The organism is Paenibacillus sp. JJ1683, assembly GCF_053006485.1.
In genome coordinates this window covers 2,574,413-2,598,018 of the sequence record NZ_CM129820.1, presented here as the reverse complement: position 1 = coordinate 2,598,018, position 23,606 = coordinate 2,574,413, and the positions used below count along the sequence as shown (strand labels likewise).

Sequence of the window (23,606 nt, the reverse complement as noted above, 5' to 3'; positions counted from 1 at the left end):
GATGGAGAATCTTTTGCAGAGGTTATCATTATTGTGATTCTAGTTGCCATGATCTTCTATGGCTCCTCAGATATAGAGGGACTTTCCGCTTCGCCAACCCAATCCTAAAATGCTAATTCCCGCAAAAAAGAGCATCTATAGACTCTCGCGAGGTCAATAGATGCTCTTCCTTTTTAACGGCTCATTATTTCGAATTAACGTTCCTTCACTTCTACACTTATGGTTTGACTGGAAACCTCTCCTGCAGCATTGACTAACTCGGCCCGATACTCATATGTACCCGGCTTTTGATTTTGGATGTTGGTCACAGCACTTTGGGCCTGCGGACTTTGGCTCGACAGATCCTGCGTGTCGATCAGCTCTCCATTTTCATACAGGTTGTATTGGGTTGCATTCGTACCCCACCACATGTTCATTGTCAGGGTATAGTTACCGTCACCATCCCAATTGTTATGAGACAACACCGGTATGCCAGGAGTAGCATCGGTCACTTCGACAGTTAACGGGTCGCTGACCGTTTTACCGAAAGCGTTGATCAGCTCAGCAGTATACGTGTAGGTTCCATTGCTCTTGCCTGTAACAGAAATGACTGCATGCTGTGCTTCAGGGGAAGCCGCTTGCAACGATTGGGTTGCAATCAGCTTGTCATTTTCATACAACTTGAGTTCATCACCATTCGTGCCCCACCACAGATTCATGGTGATGTTGTAGTCTCCATCCTTCAGTCCGGTGTCCTGACCGTTATCATGAGACAGCACCGGTTTACCCGGCACTTCACCTACAGTGTTTTTCTCGACTCTAACGGTTACTGGATTGGATACGACCGTTTTACCGTCCAAGGTGACGCTCGCTGTAATCTCGGCGCTCCCCTCTTTTAGGGCCCGAAGCTCTCCATACGTATCCAGTGCAACGGATTCATGGCTGCTGATATACTGAACAGAGGCATTACTTAAATCAGCTTGGCTGCCATCTGTGAGCGTACCCTTGAGATGTGTGGCTGCTGTATCCCCAACGTTAAATGTTGTTTGATCCAAGGAAAGCTCTACTTCCTGTAAAGCTGCGCCTGTCTGAGCTGAAAAATCATCTAGCCCGCGCGGCTTTAACTGATAATTTCCTTTGAAAACTGCCGAAATTCCCTTCAGCTTCACTTGCTGTCCTTCTTGATACGGAAAAGATGTCCGTGTTAAGCCTGTACGTGCATCAACTCGCACATGATGGCTAACTTCACCCGCTACTGCATCAAATTCAAACGAACCTACAGGAGTTGCATCTATTATATTACGAATAATGGCAGTAGGAAGCTCAACCAGCTGTCCTTGGTTCGCATCGCTGAGTTCAGTGACCTGCACAGCTTGCGGAAGTTGTCCTTCTCCCGTTTTTTCAATAGCCACTGGATCAGTCAACTCGACTTCACCATTGTACAGTGCCAAACTTGCTGTAATCTTTACTCGATCACCTTGGTGAAAGCCGCTTTGGTTTTGATATACATAAATGCCGCCACTTTCATCCTGCATATAGAAGGCTTGACCGCCAAAAGCCCCTGGTTCTGTCGTCACAACACCCTCCAAGGTCACAACTTTGCCAGCCGAAAGAGTTCGTGCTTCTGCGACACTGATTCGAGCCGGAATTGTATTGCCATCCTCAGGCAACGGCTGGGCTGGGACATTTGCCAGCACGACGGATTGGGTCAGCAGGTTGCTGCCGTTTTGTCTCAGCCTAAGATTAGCTGCACCACTGGTACCCGGCTTGATCCGCACCGTCAGGTCCCTATAGGCATGCCCCTTGCTGTCGGATTCCAGACTAAATGTTCCGCTATAACCGTAAGAGGTCGGCCAGCTTCCATCTGGATTTTGAATCTGGGCTACTTGGTTGCCGCCCGCTACATAAATACCTGCGCTGAATCCGCTAATCGTACTATGGGGAGCCAGTTGGTCGGCAACTATGCGAATTTGAAAAGGCTGTGCATTCGGTAGTTGCTCCTGCCGAACGATGCTGTACACAGGCTGCGCACTGGCTGTAGGTCCGCCATAGGAGCCGGCCTTGAACGTTCGCTGATCCCACCATTTGTAGCCGGCTGCAGGAGCGGACCAAGGCTCGGCTTGCGGTTCCGTGGAAGCCTGAGGAGCTTCAAAAGACAGCAATGCCGTCGGCTGATCTAGCTGTAAGTTTTTTACATCCGACAGGCTGGTATACTCCTCCTTCTTGGATAACCAATCGACGATATTGACCAGTAACACAGCGTCATCCTGCTCCTTAAAGCCGTCATACGTTGTCTTCTTGGTTCCTGTCTCTTCACGCAGATATTTCGGCGTTGCATCTTCAACAGGAGATGAATCCCCAATGAAAGCAGCTTTGCCTAGACCTACTTTTGCTACAGCTGCATAAGGTCCTTCCGCTATACCACCTCCGTTATAAACGCCCTGATCTACTGCATTCCCCCAAGCCTGATTGGTTTTAGGCAGATATACGATCCCCTTGGCTTTGGTCGGGTCAATAATCGCCAATGTTGATCCTGCGTGCATTGCCACATTACTCACTCCTGCTGTAATGCCGAACGCCTGGGCAGGTTCAACAATCTGATTAGCCGTGATATCGCCTAATGCATTGTAGCGAAAGCGTATACCAAACTGGTTACCCAGCCAATCTGAGCTAACCACGCCCTGCATCGCTGCCGAGCTTTTTTCTTCCTCACTCATTCCCTTTGCAGGGTCTTCCCATGCACCACGACGGTACCCATTGATACTTTCCGATCCGTCCCAGCGATTCTTGTTGCGGTCGGCGTTATAATGATCACCAATGAAAAAAATGCTATTGCCTGCTTTAACATACTGTTCCATTGCGGCCTGTTCGCTTTGTTTAAAAGGAATATTCGGCTCCGCTGTCACAAATACATCATAATTCTTTAAATCATTATAAGTAATAGGTGTAGATTGGCGAAGCTCATGAACGTCGTAGCCATTGTTTGCAAGGGCTTGGCCAAAATCTGAAAATCCACCATCAATCACCCAATCTGCTGCGCCGGCTGTCTGTCCATGTGTATTATCGAACAACACTTTTTTACCAGCGTTTTCGTTGACCACTTTGGCTGCAATGAAAGGGGCCGGGTCTGCTGGACCTTCTGCGCGTGCCGGTTGCATGCCGCCCACAACACCGGCGTACAACGATAAAGTGAAAACCATAGCTGTTGCGTATTTGAAGCTGCGGGATGTAAAACGACGAAAGATTCCCATTCTATTCCTCCTGTTAATTGGTTTAAGGCCCCTCTCAGAGGGGCACTAAATATAAATGTTAGCATTCATTTATGTGCGGACATGCGTTGTTTTGTAAATCTTTAGGAATAATGAAAAGGAAGGAAATTCCAATAAAAAAGATAGGCTGTATGCAGCAAAGTGAGTATCGCAAATACAATTTTCCCGGCAGCCCGGTCTCTTTTTTCCCCTGTAATCAGCTTGGTGCCATTCACGATCAATACCCACACGGCAATGAGTGCTGAAATGAGCGGCAGCGTGCAAATTCCCCAGATATACCAGGCGGAATAGCCATACACCATCTGATTGTTACCATAGACGACCTGTACCCCGAGAAAAATCGTATTTAGTAACGCGATGTATGCCAGGTTGGACGAAATGTGATTATTCGTTTTGCGGATAACTCTGATCACATATCTTATGATCCATATCAGTAGGGTTGTGACGAAAAATAAGGATGCGGCTGCATAGCTGACGAGTAGCGTCCAGGTACGGTGCCAAAGTGTCGTCTGCTTCATGGTCTTACTATCCGGGGCAATCATCATCCACGTACCCTTTTCCTGATACAGCAAAATTTTAAGCTGGCCCCCCTTTTCCACAAACAGCCCATCACCTGCTGCTTGAAAAACTTTGTCTGTTGCTTCATTCTGATCCGGGTATTTTCCTTTAACAATTAGCGTATGATCATCTTGAATATGAACGGTGTATTTAATGCTTCCCAGTATCCGAATCCATTTTCCCCACCCATGAACAGGAGTAGTATCCACCTGATATACGCCCTCGATCTCTGGCGAAAGCTTCACTTGCGTGACAGAACGAGCCAGTGACTGAGAAGCGGCCTGTGGCTTTGAGGCCAGCATTTGAGCTATCGTATTGATGACTTTTCCATGAAGCAGGGTGTCTGTGTCAGCTGAATTGATGGTCACAAAAATACCGATCTTTTGGGATGGAATCAGTACCATTTCGGAAATAAAATCATCAATTTCTCCAGTAGCCCACAACATGGGTACTCCCGTCTTCAGTTGACCACGGAAAAATCCGTAGCCCAAGCCATCCAGACGGGCATCCGCTGCAAATTGCTGTGCATGCATCACTTTTACCGTTTGTGGCTGGAGTACCGCTTTGCCCTCATACTCTCCTTGGTTTAAATGAGTGATCAGATAGTGGGAAAATTCGTTGGGTGTGACGTTCAACGCTCCTGCTCCCGGCAGATTGATATACGATAAGGGTTGTTTCACATAAGCTCCATGCTTCCACTGATACGATTGCGCCAGTTCTGGATGATTTAATGGCAACTCCAGTGTCGCGCTGGGCATATTCATCGGCTGGAATAGATGTGTACGAAAGTAATCATTCAGTCCCTGACCGGTTACTTGCTCCACGATATTACCGATCAGACCGAAGGCGACATTACTGTATTCATACTGAATTCCAGGTTTGCGGATAGGTGGCTGATTTTGAAAATACGTGCTGAGATACTGCTCTGTAGGTAAAACGCCTGCGCGAGTTGAGCTGTTAATGTCGTATATCGCTTCATCTAATCCCGCAGTATGTGTCAGAAGCTGATGCAGATTAAAAGGATGATTTTGGTATTGCGAAGCTTTATAGCTGTGGAGATAGCTGTTCACGTCTTCATTCAAATCAAGCTTGTTTTGCTCGACCAGTTGCATTGTGGCACTTGCACTAAATGATTTGGTTAGCGAGCCAACACGAACAATGGTCTTTGCCGGGTCGAATACCATTTTCCGCTCCAGGTCTGCATATCCATATCCTTTACTAAAAAGAATTTGGTCTTCCTGGGTCACAACGACGGCCGCTCCCGGAATATGCAATTTTTCCAATTCTGTACTCATGATATCGTCCACTGCTTTTTCCACTGAATTAGGTGTTATACTATCTGCTGCCCATGCTGAATTAATGAGCAGATTCCAAAGAAACAACGTTGTTAAGAATGCGGATAGGTAGCCAATACCTCTATTCTTCATATTGAAGTACCCTCCTTACCTATGAAGTTGATTTCATGATTTAAACCGTGCGGTGATTGCATAGCGGAGCAGATATTTACACTCCGTATGGGAGCCATCAGCATGGCGCTATGGAATCATCGCACTTCCCTCGCGGGAGTGCGCATGATAAAGCGAATCCTGATCGAATCGCGTAAGCAGAAGGCTTCTTACCTGTTCGATCAGGATTCATACATTACAGATAAAATTAGTAATTCCAGTTAGTTAAATCATCGACTGTAAGTTTTCAAGAATTATGATGGGCCAATCCTTGTGTCACGTCTTTGCCCATGTTCCGGGTTATCTTGTGTATTGTGGCACGGATACATTTTACATTTTCTTCGATAAATCCGGGTTCCAGCAGTTCATAATGATTACCAATCAAGCTATGCTCTTCATAGCTTCCTTGTGTAGCATCTTTCCATAAAAGTTTATTATCTCCTGTGCCCTTCACCGTTTCCGATCCAGCGGCAACAAAGCCATGAATATTCGCCTGAACATTTTCTGTGTTCACAAGCTGGTTGCCATACACCGCATAAGCGATCATTTTACGCTGGTACGTTTCATTCAACAGCTCACGATAGGATTCGGGAACCTGTTCCAGCATGGCATGAATTTCCTGCTCTGTTTCTTCATCTGTGAAAGGCAGAGCTTCTGCCCTTTTGACCGCATCGAGCATTAAAATATCGGACACAGTATGACCTTGACGCTCCAGTGTGTCGGCAACCTTATGCGCCAGATTCCCACCTATAGAATAACCAAGCAGCACATACGGACCTTGCGCCTGCGTGCTGATGATTAAATCAACATATCGTGCCAACATTGCCTGCTCATCCGTAACATCATCTACGAACTCTAATCCATACACAACTGCATCTTGGTCCAGTTGTTTTGCAAGCTCTGCGAACGACAGTCCGTATCCAAGCATAGGAGGAAAGCAGAAGATGGAAACCGGACCGTGTTCATTCAAACGAATGATTGGACTATCGACCTTGTAGTCCAGATCGGCTTTCAATAATGTGAGCGCCTGCTCTTCTATGGTCGGGAACTCCAGAACACTACGGATGGGCAGCTCAATATCTGTAGCAAGACGAACTTTGCGTATAAGCTCCAGTACTTTCAAGGAATGTCCACCCAACGTGAAAAAGTCATCGTGGATTCCCACTTGCGGGATTTCAAGCACCTCCTGCCAAATAGCTGCCAGCAACTGCTCCACATCGGTTCGTGGTGCGACATATTCTATCCCCGTGTGCAATGCTTTGTCCGGCACAGGTAAAGCTTTACGGTCAATTTTGCCGTTAGTCGTCAGTGGAAACCGATCCAGCTGTACAAAAGCGGACGGAATCATATAGCTCGGCAGACTGGCCGACATCACAGTTCGAAGCTCACGGATGGTCAGCTGTTCATCGGCAGTGAAGTAAGCACATAATTGCTGCTGACCTGCTCCATCCCGCAAAGCGATAACAACGCTATCCCGTACAGAAGGTACACTTGCCAGTCTCGTCTCCACCTCGCCCAGCTCAATCCGGTAACCGCGAATTTTAACCTGTTGATCAATCCGTCCAGCGTATTCCAGTATGCCGTCTTCACGCCAGCGAACAAGGTCCCCAGTACAGTACAGGCGATCTCCGTCCACCCACGGATTAGCAAGAAATCTCTCAGCCGTCAGTTCAGGGCGATTCAAATAACCACGCGCAACTCCGTCTCCACCAACAACCAGCTCACCCCAGGCTCCGACCGGTTGCAAGTTAAATGATGAGTCCACAACATACGCCGTCGAATTGCAAATGGGACGTCCGATTGGCACAGAATCCAGCTGTTCTTCCGTAATGTGATATGTCGTCGAAAAGGTTGTATTTTCCGTTGGTCCATAGCCATTAATGATGTTCATATGCGGATTATCGCGCAGGACCCGGTTAATATGGGGTGCAGACAAAACATCACCACCAACCAACAAATACTTCACATCACCAAAAAGTTTACTATCCTGCTGCGAAAGCTGATTAAATAACGGTGTGGTCAGCCACATCATGTTGACGTGATGATCCTGTATCGTCTCTTTCATCTTGGCTGCGTCCAAAAGATCATCCTTATGCAAGAGAACAAGCTGACCTCCGTTCAGCAGTGCACCCCAAATTTCAAATGTAGATACATCAAATACAAACGCACATGTCTGCAGCATTCGGGTTGATTCATCAAATGGGACATAATCCGTATTGCGGACGAGACGCACAACACTTCGATGCTCAACTACGACACCCTTAGGCTTACCTGTTGAGCCTGAGGTATAAATGACATAAGCGGCATGATTACTCGCTCCATCTATACCCGGATTGGAAGCATCTGCACTGTACGACTTATCATCATTCAGATTGACAATCTGTCCGTCAAAATAGCACCGATCCAATAAATCTTGCTGAGCCAACAGTAGCTTGGCTTCCGAGTCCTCTAGCATATAACGGATACGATCCTCTGGATATTGAGGGTCTACCGGCACATACGCGCCTCCAGCCTTCAAAATAGCAAGGGTTCCGATAATCATATCCAGCGAGCGCTCCGTCAAAATGCCCACAGGTTCATCAGGTTTAATCCCTGCATCCCGCAGTGTGCGTGCTAATCGATTGGCTGTCTCATTAAGCTCCCGATAGGTCAATGTTTGATGACCCAAAGCTACGGCAATATGATCCGGTGTGCGCTCTGCCTGCTCCTCAAACAGTTTATGAATCGTCTGATTGTCTGGATAGGCAGAGGCAGTGTCATTAAACTCTCTAGTAATTTGCTGTTTTTCCGCCGCTGTAACCAGTTCTAGCTCTTCTACGCGTACATTTGGGTTAAGCAAAGTTTGCTCCAACAGATTCACAAAATGTCCATACAGACGCTCAATGTCTGTTTGATCATAATTTAACGCATTATACATAAAACGAATCTTCACGCATTCTCCCGGCATTACAACTACGTTCAGATCATAGTTGGTCTGCTCAAGAGCTACCACGTTGGAAATCGGGGAAAGTTCCTGCCCATCAATTTCCATCTCCTCGACCTGCTCATCCACCGGATAATTTTCAAACACCATAATATGGTTAATCAAATCCTGTTTCTGGTCAGTCAATGCCTGAATTTCAAACAGTGGGTACGTATCATACGCATGAGAAGCCAGCGCCTGTTCCTGCGTTTTCTTCATAACTTCTGCAAAAGATTCCCCTGCCTCACTAAGGATGCGAACGGGAATGGTATTAATGAACAAGCCGATAATACCCTCGACTCCGATAATATCCGATGGACGGCCTGAGACGACACTACCAAATACGACATCACGGTGGTTGTTATATTTTTGTAGCACAATTCCCCATACGGTTTGTAATAACGTATTCATGGTTACCTGATATCGCTTAGCCGTCTCCTCCACCCGGAGGGTAAGCTCACGCTCCAAAACCGTCACCCAATCACTAGCTGTATAGCCTCCACTCTTGCGGCCGGATTTTACAGCTGGTAGTGCTGTTTGCTGCTCATACCCGGATAAATAGCTGCTCCAGTAATCAGTTGCCGCCTTGCGATCCTGTGCTTCCAGCCATTCAATAAAGCGGCTGTACGGCACTGCCGGTGCCAGCTCTGGCACTCTGCCCTCCTGAAGCGCTGCATAGCTCTCAAACACCTCTTTATTTATTAGGGACAGACACCAGCCGTCCATGACGATATGATGGAAGCTCCACACAATATGGTAACTGTCTTCCCCGGTGCGCAAAATCGCTATACGCATCAGGACATCCCGACGCAGATCAAATCCCCTTGCTTTATCTTCCAACTTGAAGTTCTTCAGCCAAATGCCCCTTGTATCGCTATCCAACTCGCGTAAATCTTCGTAATAGAAGCCGCAATCCCGATTTCGGTAGACCACCTGCAACGGCTCCGTATCCCGGCCGAAATAAAAATGTGTACGTAGCGCCTCGTGTCGCCGAACCAGCATATTCAGGCTTTCTGCAAAATTCCCGATGTCCATCCGCCCCCGCATATCATAAGAAACCTGCTCAAAATACGCGTCATTCGCGGCTGCTTGACTATCGAGCTGGCTGTGAAACAGCATCCCTTTCTGCATCGGGGTCAGTGCATATACATTGTCGATCTCACCCGCAGCGCCCATTTCAGATAACAGGCTGTCCAAGCCCTCCACCCTCATTCCTTTATAGGAAATATCACTTGGGGTCAGCTCTGGGTGTTCTTTATGGGTGCAATGTGTCAAAATTTCACGCAAGCTCGATTCCAGTAATCTCGCCAATCGCTCAATCGTCTCTGGTCGGTAGCTGGTACGGCTATAGCTAATTGTCAGCCCCAGCTGACCTCCCGAAATGATGCCGCCAAAATCCAGTGTATATGTCCGAGCCATGGTCGGGCTAAGTGGCATCCCCCCCTCATATGGGGATGACTGCAAGTCGTTTCCTTTCATATCCTGATCGAACTGTCCCAAATAGTTAAAACTAATTTCAGGAGCTGTCGTAAATATGGCTGAAGGTCTCTCCGATGTCTGTGTCTGACGGTCGAATAAATATTTCAGTGCGCCGTAGCCAACTCCTTTTTGCGGAATACTGCGCAGTCCTTCCTTCACATGTTTGATTCGCTGTGAAAGAACAGTTTCTTCTGGCATATCGAGTAAAACAGGATATTGGCTTGTAAACCACCCTATCGTCCGGGTAATATCCACCTCTGGTAAAATGGGTTCACGCCCATGACCCTCTAAATTAATCAGGAAACGATCATTTCCGCTCCATGCTTGTAACGCCATTCCTACCGCAGTCAGCAACAGGTCATTAATTTCTGTACGGTAGGCACGATTGGCCTGCTTGAGCAGTTGCTCTGTCTCTACTTTTGTCCATAAAGCAGTAACCGACTCACTATCGCCAATCAATGGTTTATCGTGCTCGTTATGTCCGTAATCCTGCGGCAAAGGAGCCAGTTCCGCTTGTGCAAGCTCCTCCCAATACGCCCGCTCACGTTCCATGGCCGGACTGTTGGCATAGGCGTGCAGCTTTTCGGCCCACGTTTGGAACGAATCCGTCTTGTGAGGTAACTGAATCACCTGCTCACCCTTGGAGGCTTGCTCATAAGCTGTCGCCAAATCCTCAAATAAGATGCGCCAGGACACTCCATCTACCACCAAATGATGAATCGCGACCAGCAGATGATCTCCATCCGGGCAACGGAACAGCCCCAGTCTCATCAATGGCCCTTCGCTCAGAGAAATACCTGATTGAATTTCATTGCATTTGGCTTCAATTATCTTCGCCAAATTCCCTTCAATAGCATCACTGTTCCTATAGTCAAAGCACTCCAAATGGTACGGTTCGCCTTCATCTACACCTCGGTTCCATGCTGTATATCCGTTCTCCGACGACCGAAAAATCATACGCAATGCATCATGATGCGTTGTAATCTGATGGAGCGCCTGCCGAAGTGCCTGTTCGTCATAGCCTTTCTGCCGATAGAGCATGACCGATTGGTTGAAATAGTGTGGTTCACCTGTTGGCTGTTCAAAGAACCAGCGCTGAATCGGTGTAAGCACAACATTTCCGGTAACCTCGCCCTGCTCGGCTACTCGGTTAACTGGCTGAATATAAGTACTTAGATCCGCAATTGTCGGGTATTTAAACAAGTCCTTCATTTCCAGCTTGTATCCAGCCTGAAACAAGCGAGACGACACTTGAATGGCCTTGATGGAGTCGCCACCCAAATGGAAGAAGTTATCCTGTATCCCAACCTTCTGAATACCTAGGATGGCTCCCCATGCCGCAGCCAAAGCCTGTTGAACATCCGTATCAGGTGCCACATAATCCATGCCTGTATCGACATTAGGCTCAGGTGCAGGCAGTGCCCTGCGGTCTACTTTGCCATTCAGTGTCAAAGGCAGTCTGGAGAGCTGTACAAAGTAGGACGGCACCATATAGCTCGGCAGATCCTGTGATAGAGCGTTACGTAAGTCGCTAGCGCTTAGTTCGCTGTCTGTTACAAAATAGGCACACAGCTGTTTTTGCCCGTGATCGTCCTGCCGTACTATCACAACCGATTCCTTCACACCTGCAATCGTGGACAAACGGGTTTCAACTTCACCCAGTTCGATGCGGTAGCCGCGAATTTTGACCTGCTCATCCATTCTTCCCTTGTACTCCAGTACGCCATCAGCACGCCAACGCACCAAATCCCCTGTACGATAGCAATATTCTCCAGGCCGGAATGGACTTTCAATAAACTTTTCTGCCGTAAGCTCAGGCCGATTCAGATACCCGAGTGCCACGCCATCGCCACCGAGAAGTAGTTCGCCCCATGCCCCCACAGGCTGCAATTTTAACGAACGATTGACCACATAAACGGTGGAATGATCAATCGGACGCCCAATGGGAACACCTTGAGTTTGCGGTTCCATAATTTCATAGGTGGTGGAAAAGGTTGTGTTCTCCGTCGGCCCATAAACATTACTCAATCGAAGGTGCGGGTACTCCTTCAGCACGCGGTTAGCGTGTGGTACGGACATCACATCACCACCCACGAGCAATTCCTTCAGGGATGCAAACACTTCAATGTCTTGCTGTGAATGCTGATTAAATAAAGCCGTGGTCATGAACATGGTGTTAATCCGATACTTATTCATCGCCTGTTTGAACTTGGCAGCATCCAAAATAGTGTCATGATTTACTACATATAATTGGCCACCGTTCAGCAGCGTTCCCCATATTTCAAATGTGGAGGCATCGAATACAACTGCACCCATTTGCAGCATACGCGTATTTTCGTCAAGCGTGGCGTAGCTAGTGCTCTTCACCAATCGTACGACATTACGGTGATTGACCATAACGCCTTTCGGCTTGCCTGTCGTACCAGAGGTGTATATGACATGCGAAAGATCTAAGGCAGATCCCCCATTTGAAATAGCATCTGATCCATGGGTATGAGTGTAGCCTTCAAATTCACTGCTCCATAGTTGCGCATCGCTCAAATCGATGACTGGAATACCTGGTTCAAAAGAAACCTGCTCACGTCGCTGTGACAGTAACAGCTCGGCACCGGAATCCTCTAGTAAATAACGGATGCGTTCTTCCGGATACTCGGGATCAATAGGAACGTAAGCCCCCCCTGCCTTCAAAATAGCCAGCATGCTCACGACCATTTCAATGGAACGCTCAGCCACTATCCCTACTCGCTGTATCTGAGTCCCGGACCCGTGCCGTATCCCATGGGAAGTAAGGATGCATGCCAAACGATCGGAACGCTCATTCAGCTCGCGATAAGTGAGTTGTGTGTCCGCAAAGGTGATCGCTAGTCGATCTGGCGATTGTGCAACCTGTTCCTCGAACAGCACATGCATTAATTGATCCCGTGGATACGGAGAGTCTGCTGCTGTAGTGCTGAATTGCTTCACCAGCTGCTCTTTTTCTTGGGTCGAAACCATTTCTATAGCCGCAAGAGCGATCTCCGGCTGTTCTATAACCACATTGATTAGCTGCTGTAAATGTACAGCCAGTCGTTCGATGGTTTCGCGTTTGTACAAACGGGTTCCGTATTGAAAACCGCAGGCAATTTGTTCCCCATCCTCCTGCGCGAACAGACTTAGATCAAATTTAGCCGTCGTTTGTTCACTTGGATAAGGTGCTAATTGCAGCTCTGCCAGCTGCTGCTCTGTTTGTTCCAGGTTTTGTAGAGCAAACATGGTATCAAATAACGGATTGCGGCTTAAATCTCGATCCACACCCAGCTTTTCTACCAGCTCTTCGAACGGATAATCCTGATGTTCAAAAGCCTTTAACGCGTTATCCTTGACCTCCAGCACATAATCGCGGAATGTTTTCCCGCCTTCCGGATAATTACGGATTGCCAGTGTATTGACGAACATACCGATCAGATTGCCAAGATCAGCATGAGGCCGTCCCGCGATTGGTGAACCGACAATGATATCCTCCTGCCCGCTGTATTGGCTAAGCAAAGTCGTATAGGCAGCCAACAGCACCATATATAAAGTCGATTCGGTCTGCATCGCAATGCTTTTTAATCCTTCGCTTTGCCGTTGATCGAGCGTAAATTCCAGTACATCCCCTTCAAAGCTTCTCACCGCCGGACGTGGATAATCAGTCGGAATATCCAGCACAGGCAGCTCTCCTGCGAAGGTATTGAGCCAGTAGTCTTCCTGTTCTTGATAGCGTTCACTTTGTTGCTGCTCCCGCTGCCAAGCAGCGTAGTCCTTATACTGAATACGCAGCGACGGAAGCGTATCCCCTGCATATAAGTGGATGAAGTCCTGAATCAATACATTTATAGAGGTGCCGTCAGAAATGATGTGATGCATATCCAACAGCAAAATATGATGCTCTGGACTAATTTCAATCAGACCAGCCCGGAACAGCGGAGCCTGCTCAAGATTGAATGGCTGGACAAAGCCATGCACCAGCTCATCTGTCTCCCTCTGGTCAGCTCCGGGGGCATGAATCAACTCCACGCGAAAAGAAACCTCGTTATGTACTCGCTGGACAGGTTCACCATTCATGGTCTCAAAGCTCGTTCGCAATGTTTCATGGCGGTCAATAAGCTGACGGAACGCATTATCCAGTGCCTTATGATCAAGTGAACCGATCAGTGTCAGGGCTCCGGGTATGTTATAGCTAATTCCCGCTCCATCAAGCTGATTGAGAATATACATCCGTTTTTGGGCCGAAGATACCGCATAAAATGGCTTATTCTCCGAAACAGGGATGGATTCATAGGTGGTTTGCTCCAGTGCTTCAATAACCTGCGCAAACTGTTCGATGGTTGGGTGCTGGAATAGATCCTTTAGCTGCACATTTTTATGCAATTGCTTATGGATGAGTGATATGACATGTGTCGCCCGCAGGGAATGTCCTCCTGCTTCAAAAAAGTTATCCTTAATGCCGATATATTCAATTTCAAGAACTTCTTTCCAGATGCTGACCAGTTGTGCTTGTAATTGATTTTGAGGAGGTACATATTCTGCGCCTGAGCTTATGCCTCCCTCGGGTCGCGGCAACGCCCGGCGATCCACCTTGCCATTAGGTGTCAAGGGTAATTGTTCCAGCTGTACAAAATACGACGGCACCATATAACTTGGTAGCTCTCGGTTCAAAGCACTGCGAAGCTCACTTAACTGTACATCCGCATGGGTTACCACATAAGCGCAGAGCTGCTTTTGCCCCTGCTCATCCTCCCGTGCAATCACAACTGCTTCTCGGACTGCCTCCAGCTTCAACAGCTGCGCTTCCACCTCGCCCAATTCAATCCGATAGCCCCGGATTTTCACTTGTGCGTCGATCCGCCCTTTGTATTCCAGCGTCCCGTCCGCATTCCACCGCACCAGGTCCCCTGTTCGATAGCAGCGTTCGCCGTTACGAAACGGACTGTTGATGAACTTTTCGCTTGTCAGGTCCGGGCGGTTGCAGTATCCACGAGCCACCCCGTCACCGCCAACGAGCAGTTCTCCCCACGCTCCAATCGGCTGAAGCTGCATCGAACGGTCCACGACATATGCCGTTGAGTTATGGATCGGGCTGCCAATGGGCACGGCTTCTGATTGGACGCCGGTAATGGCATGCGTAGTAGAAAAGGTCGTATTTTCTGTAGGACCATAGCCGTTAATGATCCGCAGGTTCGGATGAGCCTTCAGTACCCGGTTAATATGCGGTACGGACAGCACATCGCCACCGACCAGCAACTCCTGTATTCCCTCGAACAGTTCCAAATCCTGCTGGGAAAGCTGATTAAAGAGCGGCGCGGTCAGCCACATCGTGGTAATGCCATGATTACGGACAGCTGCCTTAAGTCTAGGTGCGTCCAAAATGACATCCTGGCTCACCAGTACCAGCTGTCCACCGTTCAATAGCGCCCCCCAAATTTCGAAGGTAGACGCGTCAAAGACAACAGACCCGGTCTGCAAAATGCGCGTGTCCGCATCCAAGTGTGCATAGTTTGTATTTTTCACCAAACGCACGACATTGCGATGCTCCACCATAACGCCTTTGGGCTGGCCTGTTGTACCAGAAGTGTACATAATGTAAGCCAAACGATCAGCTGCGTAAACCGGATGTATTGGTTTAGCATGTTCTGATTGCGTAGCTTCTGTTGGGGTGGTTGTAGTAGAAGCAAGTTCGGAACTGGCGGAAATAGAGTAAAACGGATTTAGGCAGTCCACGTATGCCATATCAGCCATATCCGTATTTGTTCCATGATCATTCGGCAAGATTGGATCGAAACGATCTGCATCATCCGTTCCATAAATCGCGGCATCACTCAGGTCAAGCACCATTCCCTTAAAATCAGTGGGCCGATGTTCTATTTTCTGCACAAGTAGTATTTCGGCACCGGAATCCTCCAGCAAATAGCGCACGCGCTCGTCCGGGTATTCAGAGTCAATCGGAACATACACCCCGCCCGCTTTAAGAATCGCGAGCATACCTACGATCATCTCTATCGATCGTTCAGCTATAATGCCGACCGTCTGCTCGGTGTGAATTTCCTGCTTACGTAAAGAATGAGCCAGTCGGTTAGCCTTTTCATTTAATTCTCCATAGGTCAGGCTATCTTGTCCGGATACTACTGCCACCTGGTGTGGTACCTGCTTCGCCTGCATCTCGAACAATTCATGAATGGACGCATGACTTGGATAATCCACAACTGTATCGTTGAAGGTATGAACCAATTGCTCCACTTCTTGCTCTGACAGCACTTGTGCTGTGTAAATCTCCAGCTCAGGCTGATGCAAAACAACGGTGTACAGCCGTATTAGTTGCTCAACAAAGCGTTCAATCGTCATCTGGTCATAACGGTCGCTACTGTATGTCACATTCAGGGAAACCACTGCATTTTCCCATTGAAATTGAAAATCCAGTTCAGATTGCACATGATTCATAAAATAAGAAGTGTGGATATTTTGCAGGGATGCAGTGGTGTGAATAAGAGGCTTATCGTTCTCGTTACGTGGAATTTCAAGCCCCTCGGTATAGTTCCAAAAAGGAATATTTTGGTGTTCAATTGCTTCGCTGACAGAAGTTTTGATTTGGGACAGCAAGGTTTTGAAGGTTGTCGAGGAATCCAGCGTGTTTTTCAGTAAAATCAGATGGTTAATCGGCTTTGCAGTACTGTTGCCAGACTTGGCTACTGGAATGCCCAGCAGCACACTTTCCTCACCTGTGTATTTATACAATAAGCTTTCAACTCCAGCCAGCAGAACCATAAACACGGCCCATGGAGCTCCACCTGTTATAGATAATATTCTTTGGGAAATTTCAGATGGAAATGTGAGCGTGTACATAAGAAAATTAGAACTCGTTGCAGCTGTATCCTTGGACACATGATTGGTGTATGGCAAGCAAGTGATATGATCCTCAGATTCCAGCTTATGACTCCAGTAGTTTTTTTCCTTCTCAAATAAGGCTTTCAATGACATCCCTCCTGCTTCATGGGGTCTGTACCCCTGTTGGAATGGTGCTTTGTTACGTAATTGAGCAATGTGTCGGAAAATTAATACTTTGCAGGCAAGGGCAGTCGGACAAGCCGCCGCCCTCTGCGCATGCAAAGTGAAATCATTTCTTTTTAGAACACTGATTTAGAAAATAAAGTCGATGGAATCTGGCGAGAAGCCTTCCGGCTGCTCGCTCGAGTTCACCTGAATATCGCTTAATAGCAAATCTGGATTAGCTCCAACCTGGGACAGGATCGCTATCAAATCTCCGGTTAATCGTTCAATAGCATCTACGCCAAACAGCTTTGTGCAATATTCGAAGGAACCCTTGATCTGCCCGTCTTCATCACTCATGGACAAGGTCAAATCGAATTTGGAAATACGATGCTCCTGAACATACGGACTAAAGGACAGTGTTTCAAGCTTCGCTTCCTGTGACTCCGTATTTTGCAGTACAAACATGGTGTCAAACAACGGATTACGGCTTGCATCCCGCGCTACATCCAGCTTTTCCACCAACTCCTCAAGCGGATAATCCTGATGCTCGAAGGCTTGTAGCGTACGTTCTCGGGCTTCCAGCAGGTAGCTGTGGAACGTTTGGTCGCCCTGCGGCTGATGCCGGATGGCTAGTGTATTGACGAACATGCCGATCAGTGGCTCCAGTTCTGGCAACAAGCGGCCTGCTACCGGCGTACCGATGATCAAATCGTCCTGACCGCTGTATTTGGACAGCAGGACGGTATAGGCACTCAGTAGCACCATGTACAGCGTACTTCCGGTCTGTGCCGCGATTCGGCGCAGTTGCTCGGATACATTCGGGTCCACTGTAAATTCATACATTGCTCCCTCGAAGCTGCGAACAGCAGGTCTAGGATAAGCAATCGGCAGCTCCAGTACAGGCAACTCTCCGGCTAAATGCTCCAGCCAGAACTGTTCCCGGCGTTGGTATGATTCACGCTGCATTTCCTGCTGCTGCCACACGGCATAGTCCTTGTACTGAATGGGCAGCGGCGCCAAGGCCTGTCCCTCGTACAGTTGTCCCAGCTCCTGCACGATATTGTTAGACGACACACCGTCTGAAATAATATGGTGCATGTCGTACATCAGGAGATGACGTTCGGGTCCGGTTTGAATGAGACGGACACGCAGCAGAGGTGCCTGCTGAAGATCGAAGCTGCGTACAAAAGACTCGATATAGGCTTCGGCTTCGGACTCATGGGCCTGCAGGCGCTCTACTGCAAACGCCACCTGATCGTAAACCCGCTGAACAACCTCGCCGTCCACCATTTCGAAGGAAGTTCGCAGCGTTTCATGGCGGGCTATTAACTGACGGAACGCATCCTCCAGTCGATCTGCCTGAAGCGGCCCCTCCACGACTAATACACCCGGCATATTGTAGCTGACCTCCCCACCGTCCAGATGGCTCAAAATATACAGTCGTTTTTGAGCTGAGGAGACCGGATAGTAAGACTGTTTCGCAGCTGCAGGGATCACCGTATAGGTGTCTGTGCCCTGCGCGGTGATCAGTTGGGCTTGCTGCTCAATCGTAAAGTGCTGGAACACCTCACGCAGTGTAATTCGGCTGCCCAGTTCCTGATGGATTTTGGCCACCAGCGTCGTGGCCCGCAGGGAGTGTCCACCCATATCGAAGAATGAGTCGGTGACTCCTACGCTGGACAGCTTCAAGACATCCTGCCAGATTTGGGCTAGCTTGGCCTCCAGTGGCGTCCGCGGTGCCACATACTCTAGGCCTCCTTCAAGGCGTGCTTCCGGTGCTGGCAATGCCTTCCGGTCGATTTTCCCGTTGGGCGTCAGCGGGAAACGATCCAGCTGTACCACATACGTCGGGATCATGTAATCCGGCAGCTTCGGCTGCAGCGCATTCCGCAGTTCCGGTAGACTCAGCGACTCCGAAGCTACGATATAGGCACACAGATCCTTGTGTCCGTCCTCGTTTTCCCATGCTGTGACTACGGCTTTCTGAATGCCGTCCACAGTCAGCAGCTGTGCTTCCACCTCGCCCAGCTCGATCCGATACCCGCGAATTTTGACCTGATGGTCGATCCGGCCTAAATACTCGATACTGCCATCCGGCAGCCACCGTGCCAGGTCGCCTGTCCGGTACATCCGGTTTGCGTAAGTGCTGTCCGCTGGATCAGCGGCCGTCGCATCAGCAAACGGATTCGGGACAAACTTCTCAGCCGTCAGTTCCGGCAGGTTGAGGTATCCTCGTGCGATACCTGCCCCTCCGATATAGAGTTCACCCGCGATCCCCATCGGTACCAGCTGTTGTCGAGTGTTCAAGATGTACACAGCCTGGTTGGCTATCGGCGTTCCGATGGATACCGTGTGCTCCCCTTTTTCCAGCAGTACATTCAGCGACTCTACATCTTCAATCGTATAGGCGGTCGTATCTACGGTCGCTTCGGTCGGACCATACACGTTCGTAATGACCGGATGATACCCGGACCATTTGTGCAGGAACCCCTGTACCAGCTGCACGGATAAGGCTTCGCCCCCGATCAGGTAATGCTTCACATCCGGCGCTTCTGTCACATTGACGCTTTCGTTCAAAATATGCAGATGCGCTGGTGTGCCGTCCGACAGATCAATCCGGTGCATGCGGTAGTAGGCGATCAAATGCTCTCCGCTCAGGCTGACGTCACGGGACACCACATGCAGGGTATGACCTAGCAGCAAGCTGGCAAAGATTTGCTTCACCGAAGCGTCAAATACAAATGCGGACAGCCATGCGATGTGAAGCGGCTGATCATACCGACTGTACACTCGTTCATACAGAGCATCTACCAGATTGCCGACACTGCCTTGCTCAATCATAACCCCTTTCGGCTGACCGGTTGTACCTGACGTGTAGATCATATAGGCCAGGTTATGCAGGCCGGCGACAGGGATCAGGTTGCTCGCATCCTGTGCTCCCCATTGAGCTTGAACGTCCTCATCGTCAAGAACGATAGCTTGTACTGTCGATGGCAGTTCGAGTGACAGGTTGGCAACTCTGCTGGTGATCACGACCTTGGCCCCACTGTCTTGAAGCATGTAGTCGATCCGTTCCTGTGGATACATCGTATCCATTGGCACATACGCGCCTCCGGCCTTCAGTACCCCCAGAATGCTCACCAGAAGATCCGCAGAACGTTCCAGCAGTACGCCTACCGGTTGATCTGCTTCAACTCCTTCTGCCCGTAACACACGGGCCAACCGGTTCGCCTGCTCATTCAGCTCAGCGTAGGTTAGACCTATGTCCCCAGATACAACGGCTATCCGCTCAGGGCTGTTTTTCGCTTGCTCTTCAAAACGCTCGCTGAGCGACAGACCTTGCAGTGTTCCACGCACGCTGTGCGCGTTCGGATCATTGAACACCTCCAGAATCTGTTCGGTTTCTTCGGTCGTAATCAGTTCCAGCTCACCCAGCTTCGCATCCGGGTTTGCCGCCACGGCTTCGGCTAAGCGAATAAAGTGACGTGTCATCCGTTCAACGGTTTCCCGTTGATACAACGCAGTTGCATATTGCAATCCGAACTGGATGCCTGCCTCTTCCTCTCTGGCTTCCAGCGTAAAGTCAAACTTCGCTGGTGTTTGCTCCAAGCCGTATGGACGGAAGCTCAGGTCTGCCAGTTGCAGCTCGCCTTCCTCGGTCGTTTGCAGGGTAAACATCGTATCGAACAATGGATGGCGGCTCATATCCCGCTTCACATTCAGCTTTTCCACCAGTTCCTCAAATGGATAGTCCTGATGCTCGTAGGCTTGCAGGGCCCGAACCTTCACTTCTTCCACGTAGCTGCGGAAGGTATGTTCCGCTGTCGGATAGTTTCGCAATGCCAACGTACCGACGAACATCCCGAGGATTGGCTCCAAATCGGCATGCGGTCGTCCGGCAATCGGCGTGCCGACAACGATGTCCTCTTGGCCGCTGTATTGATGCAAGAGTGCGGTGTACGCCGCCAGCAGCACCATATACAGGGTAGAGCCTGTGTGCGCCGCCAGTTCCTTCAGGCGTTCGCTCACTTCGCGTTCCAGCCCAAACACCACGGTATCGCCTGCCGTACTTCGTATCGACGGACGGGCAAAGTCTGTCGGTAAATCCAGCACAGGCAGTTCCCCCCGGAAGGTATCGAGCCAGTAGGCTTCCTGGCGCTGCATCCACTTCTGATGGACCTCGCTTTGTTGCCATACGGCATAGTCTTTGTACTGTATCCGCAGTGGCGGCAGCTGTTCACCGTCATACAAGCGGACAAATTCTTCAGTCAGTACCCCCATCGACACGCCATCCGAAACGATGTGGTGCATGTCGAGCATGAGTACATGCTGCGGTTCCTGCCCTGCTCCTGATACGCCTAGATCTACCAAGCCTACCCGCAGCAGCGGTGCAGCTTGTAGATCAAACGGACGGACAAAGCAACTCACCAGCTCTTGTACTTCCTTATTGACCCTCGTGTCTGTGTCCGTAGTTGCACCCTCTGCCTGTACCTTCGTAAATTCGACCTCGAACGGTACGGTGTCCTCAATAGACTGCATTGGCTCGCTGTCCACCAGTTCAAAGCGGGTACGCAAGGACTCATGACGGGCGATCAGTTGACGGAATGCATGTTCCACTCGCTTCACGTCCAGCGGACCGCTCACTTGCAGCACCGATGGCATGTTGTAGTTCACATCATGTGGATCGAACTGATGCAACACATACAGTCGTTTTTGCGCTGAGGACAAGGGATAGAAGCTGCGCTCTTCCGTTACTGGAATGGACGCATATGTTACTTGATCCAACTGTTCCAGTACGACTGCCAGTTGCTCAATCGTTGGTGCTTCAAAAATACTGCGCAGGGGAAGCGGCTTGTTCAGTTCCTTGTGAATCTTCGAGGCCAGTGTGGTCGCCCGCAGCGAGTGTCCGCCAATCTCGAAGAAGTTTTCCTTCACACCGACCTGAGTGAGGCCTAGTACATCCTGCCAAATTTGCGCCAGTTTCACTTCCACCCACGTTCGCGGTGCGACATAGTCGGCTCCGGTTTGCAGGCTGCCTTCTGGTGCTGGCAGGGCCTTGCGGTCGATTTTACCGTTCGGTGTCAGCGGCATTTGCTCCAACTGTACCAAGAAAGAAGGCACCATGTAGTTTGGCAGCTCCTCACCCAGTAAACTGCGCAGTTCACCAGCGCTTACTTCTCTTTCAGCGACATAGTACGCCACCAGTTGATTTTGTCCCTGCTCGTCCGCTTGGGCCAGGACGATGACCTCTTGTACGTCCTCCACTTTCAATATTTGTGCCTCGACTTCGCCCAGCTCAATCCGGTAACCCCGGATCTTTACTTGATGGTCAATCCGGCCCAAGTATTCGATGTTTCCGTCTGGCATCCATCTTGCCAAGTCGCCTGTGCGGTACATCCGCTCATACCCGGCTTCGCCAGCCGCAAACGGATTCGGTACAAATTTCTCCGCCGTCAGCTCTGGACGATCCAGGTAACCACGTGCCAGACCCGGACCAGACACGCACAGCTCACCCGCTACGCCTATCGGAGCCAAATGCCCGTGTACATCTACCATGTATACCCGATGATTCGGCACAGGACGTCCAATGGAAATCAGCTGTCCTGCTCTCTCATCCTTGGATACCGGCCAGATGGATGTCGCTACCGAGTTTTCAGTTGGACCATAGCCATTGTAGTACGCCACCTGATCCTTCCACTTGTATACCAGCTCTGTTGAAGCGGCTGAACCCGCAGTGACCAGAATACGCAGATTTGGCATCCGCTGCGGCTCCAGATACACCGCATAGGTAGGCGGCAATGCTGCCACCGTGATGTGGTGATCCGCCATATATTGTTCAAACCGTTCGTAGTCCAAAATCGTCTCTGACGTTGGCACGTACAACGTGGCTCCGCAGAATAGAGCTTGGAAGATTTCCCAGCAAGCCGCATCAAACGAGTAGCTGGCGAACAGCAACATATGATCTGAGGTACTGATCTCGAATTCCTGATCAAAATACGTTTTCAGATTGCATAGCCCGTGATGCTCCAGCATAACACCCTTCGGCTGCCCCGTTGTCCCCGATGTATAGATCACATACACCAGATCGTTCGGACCGGACAACGGCTCCAGGTTAGAACCATCCTCGTGATACACACTTTGTGCTCCATCTAGCACCAGCACGTGACCGTCGAAAGCTACTTTGTCCACCAGATGACCTTGAGTTAACAACAGCTTCGCTCCCGAGTCATCCAGCATATAGCGGATACGCTCTTCCGGATAGGTTGGATCGATAGGTACATATGCTCCTCCGGCTTTCAAAATCCCGAAGATACCCACGATCATGTCTACCGAGCGTTCGGTCATCAGACCCACCAGCCGATCCTTCGTCACACCTTGACTGCGCAAGGTACGAGCCAGACGATTCGCGCGTTCATTCAGCTCGCGATAACTCAGTTGCTCTCCTTCGAAGTACAACGCTGGCTGCTCTGGTGTGTGCGCCGTTTGTGTCTCAAACAGACCATGGATCGTTTGCTCGCTTGGATACTCGGCGGCTGTATCTCCCCATACGCTGAGAATTTGCTCGCGTTCCTGCTCGCTTAACACATCCAGCTCTTGCACCCGAATGTCCGGATTCGCTACCACTTGTTCCAGTAGCTGTATTAAATGCCCCTGAGTCCGTTCCACGGCTTCCCGATCAAATATTTTTGTATTATATTCGAATCGGATTTTCATCGCTTCCTGCGGCATGACGACCAGATTGAAATCATAGTTCGTTTGTTCAATCATACCTGCATTGCTGATTACAAAATCCGACGCTGCACCTTCGCCAAGCTGCTCGACCTGCTCCTCCACCGGATAGTTTTCAAACACGATAATGTGGTTGATCAACTCTTGCTTTTGCTCGGTCAAGGCTTGAATTTCATACAG

The 23,606-nt window shown here is 49.5% G+C and carries 5 protein-coding genes (1 of these 5 cut by a window edge); 1 reads left to right on the top strand and 4 read right to left on the bottom strand.

Annotated features, from left to right (window positions below):
* Window positions 1–194: 194 nt before the first annotated feature.
* Window positions 195–3,230: an endonuclease gene (locus ACUC6J_RS11245; protein WP_447250208.1), complete on the bottom strand. Its 3,036-nt coding sequence runs from the start codon at window positions 3,228–3,230 to the stop codon at window positions 195–197.
* A gap of 101 nt (window positions 3,231–3,331) precedes the next feature.
* Window positions 3,332–5,233, bottom strand: coding sequence for a serine hydrolase domain-containing protein (locus ACUC6J_RS11240; protein WP_447250207.1), 1,902 nt, complete (start codon window positions 5,231–5,233; stop codon window positions 3,332–3,334).
* 102 nt (window positions 5,234–5,335) lie between these two features.
* On the opposite strand from ACUC6J_RS11240, the gene ACUC6J_RS11235 reads away from it, so the two are divergent.
* Complete coding sequence (locus ACUC6J_RS11235) at window positions 5,336–5,476, top strand: hypothetical protein (RefSeq protein ID WP_016818937.1); 141 nt, start codon at window positions 5,336–5,338, stop codon at window positions 5,474–5,476.
* Window positions 5,477–5,498: 22 nt separating this feature from the next.
* Here the strand turns inward: ACUC6J_RS11235 and ACUC6J_RS11230 are convergent, their stop codons facing one another.
* Complete coding sequence (locus tag ACUC6J_RS11230; RefSeq protein ID WP_447250206.1) at window positions 5,499–16,679, bottom strand: amino acid adenylation domain-containing protein; 11,181 nt, start codon at window positions 16,677–16,679, stop codon at window positions 5,499–5,501.
* A 165-nt stretch (window positions 16,680–16,844) separates the two neighbouring features.
* A protein-coding gene (locus tag ACUC6J_RS11225; protein WP_447250205.1) for a non-ribosomal peptide synthase/polyketide synthase crosses the window boundary here: on the bottom strand, window positions 16,845–23,606 show its end. It continues 35,619 nt past the right edge of the window; only the last 6,762 of its 42,381 coding nucleotides appear in the window; the start codon falls outside the window, past its right edge — the gene reads right to left on this strand; it ends in the stop codon at window positions 16,845–16,847.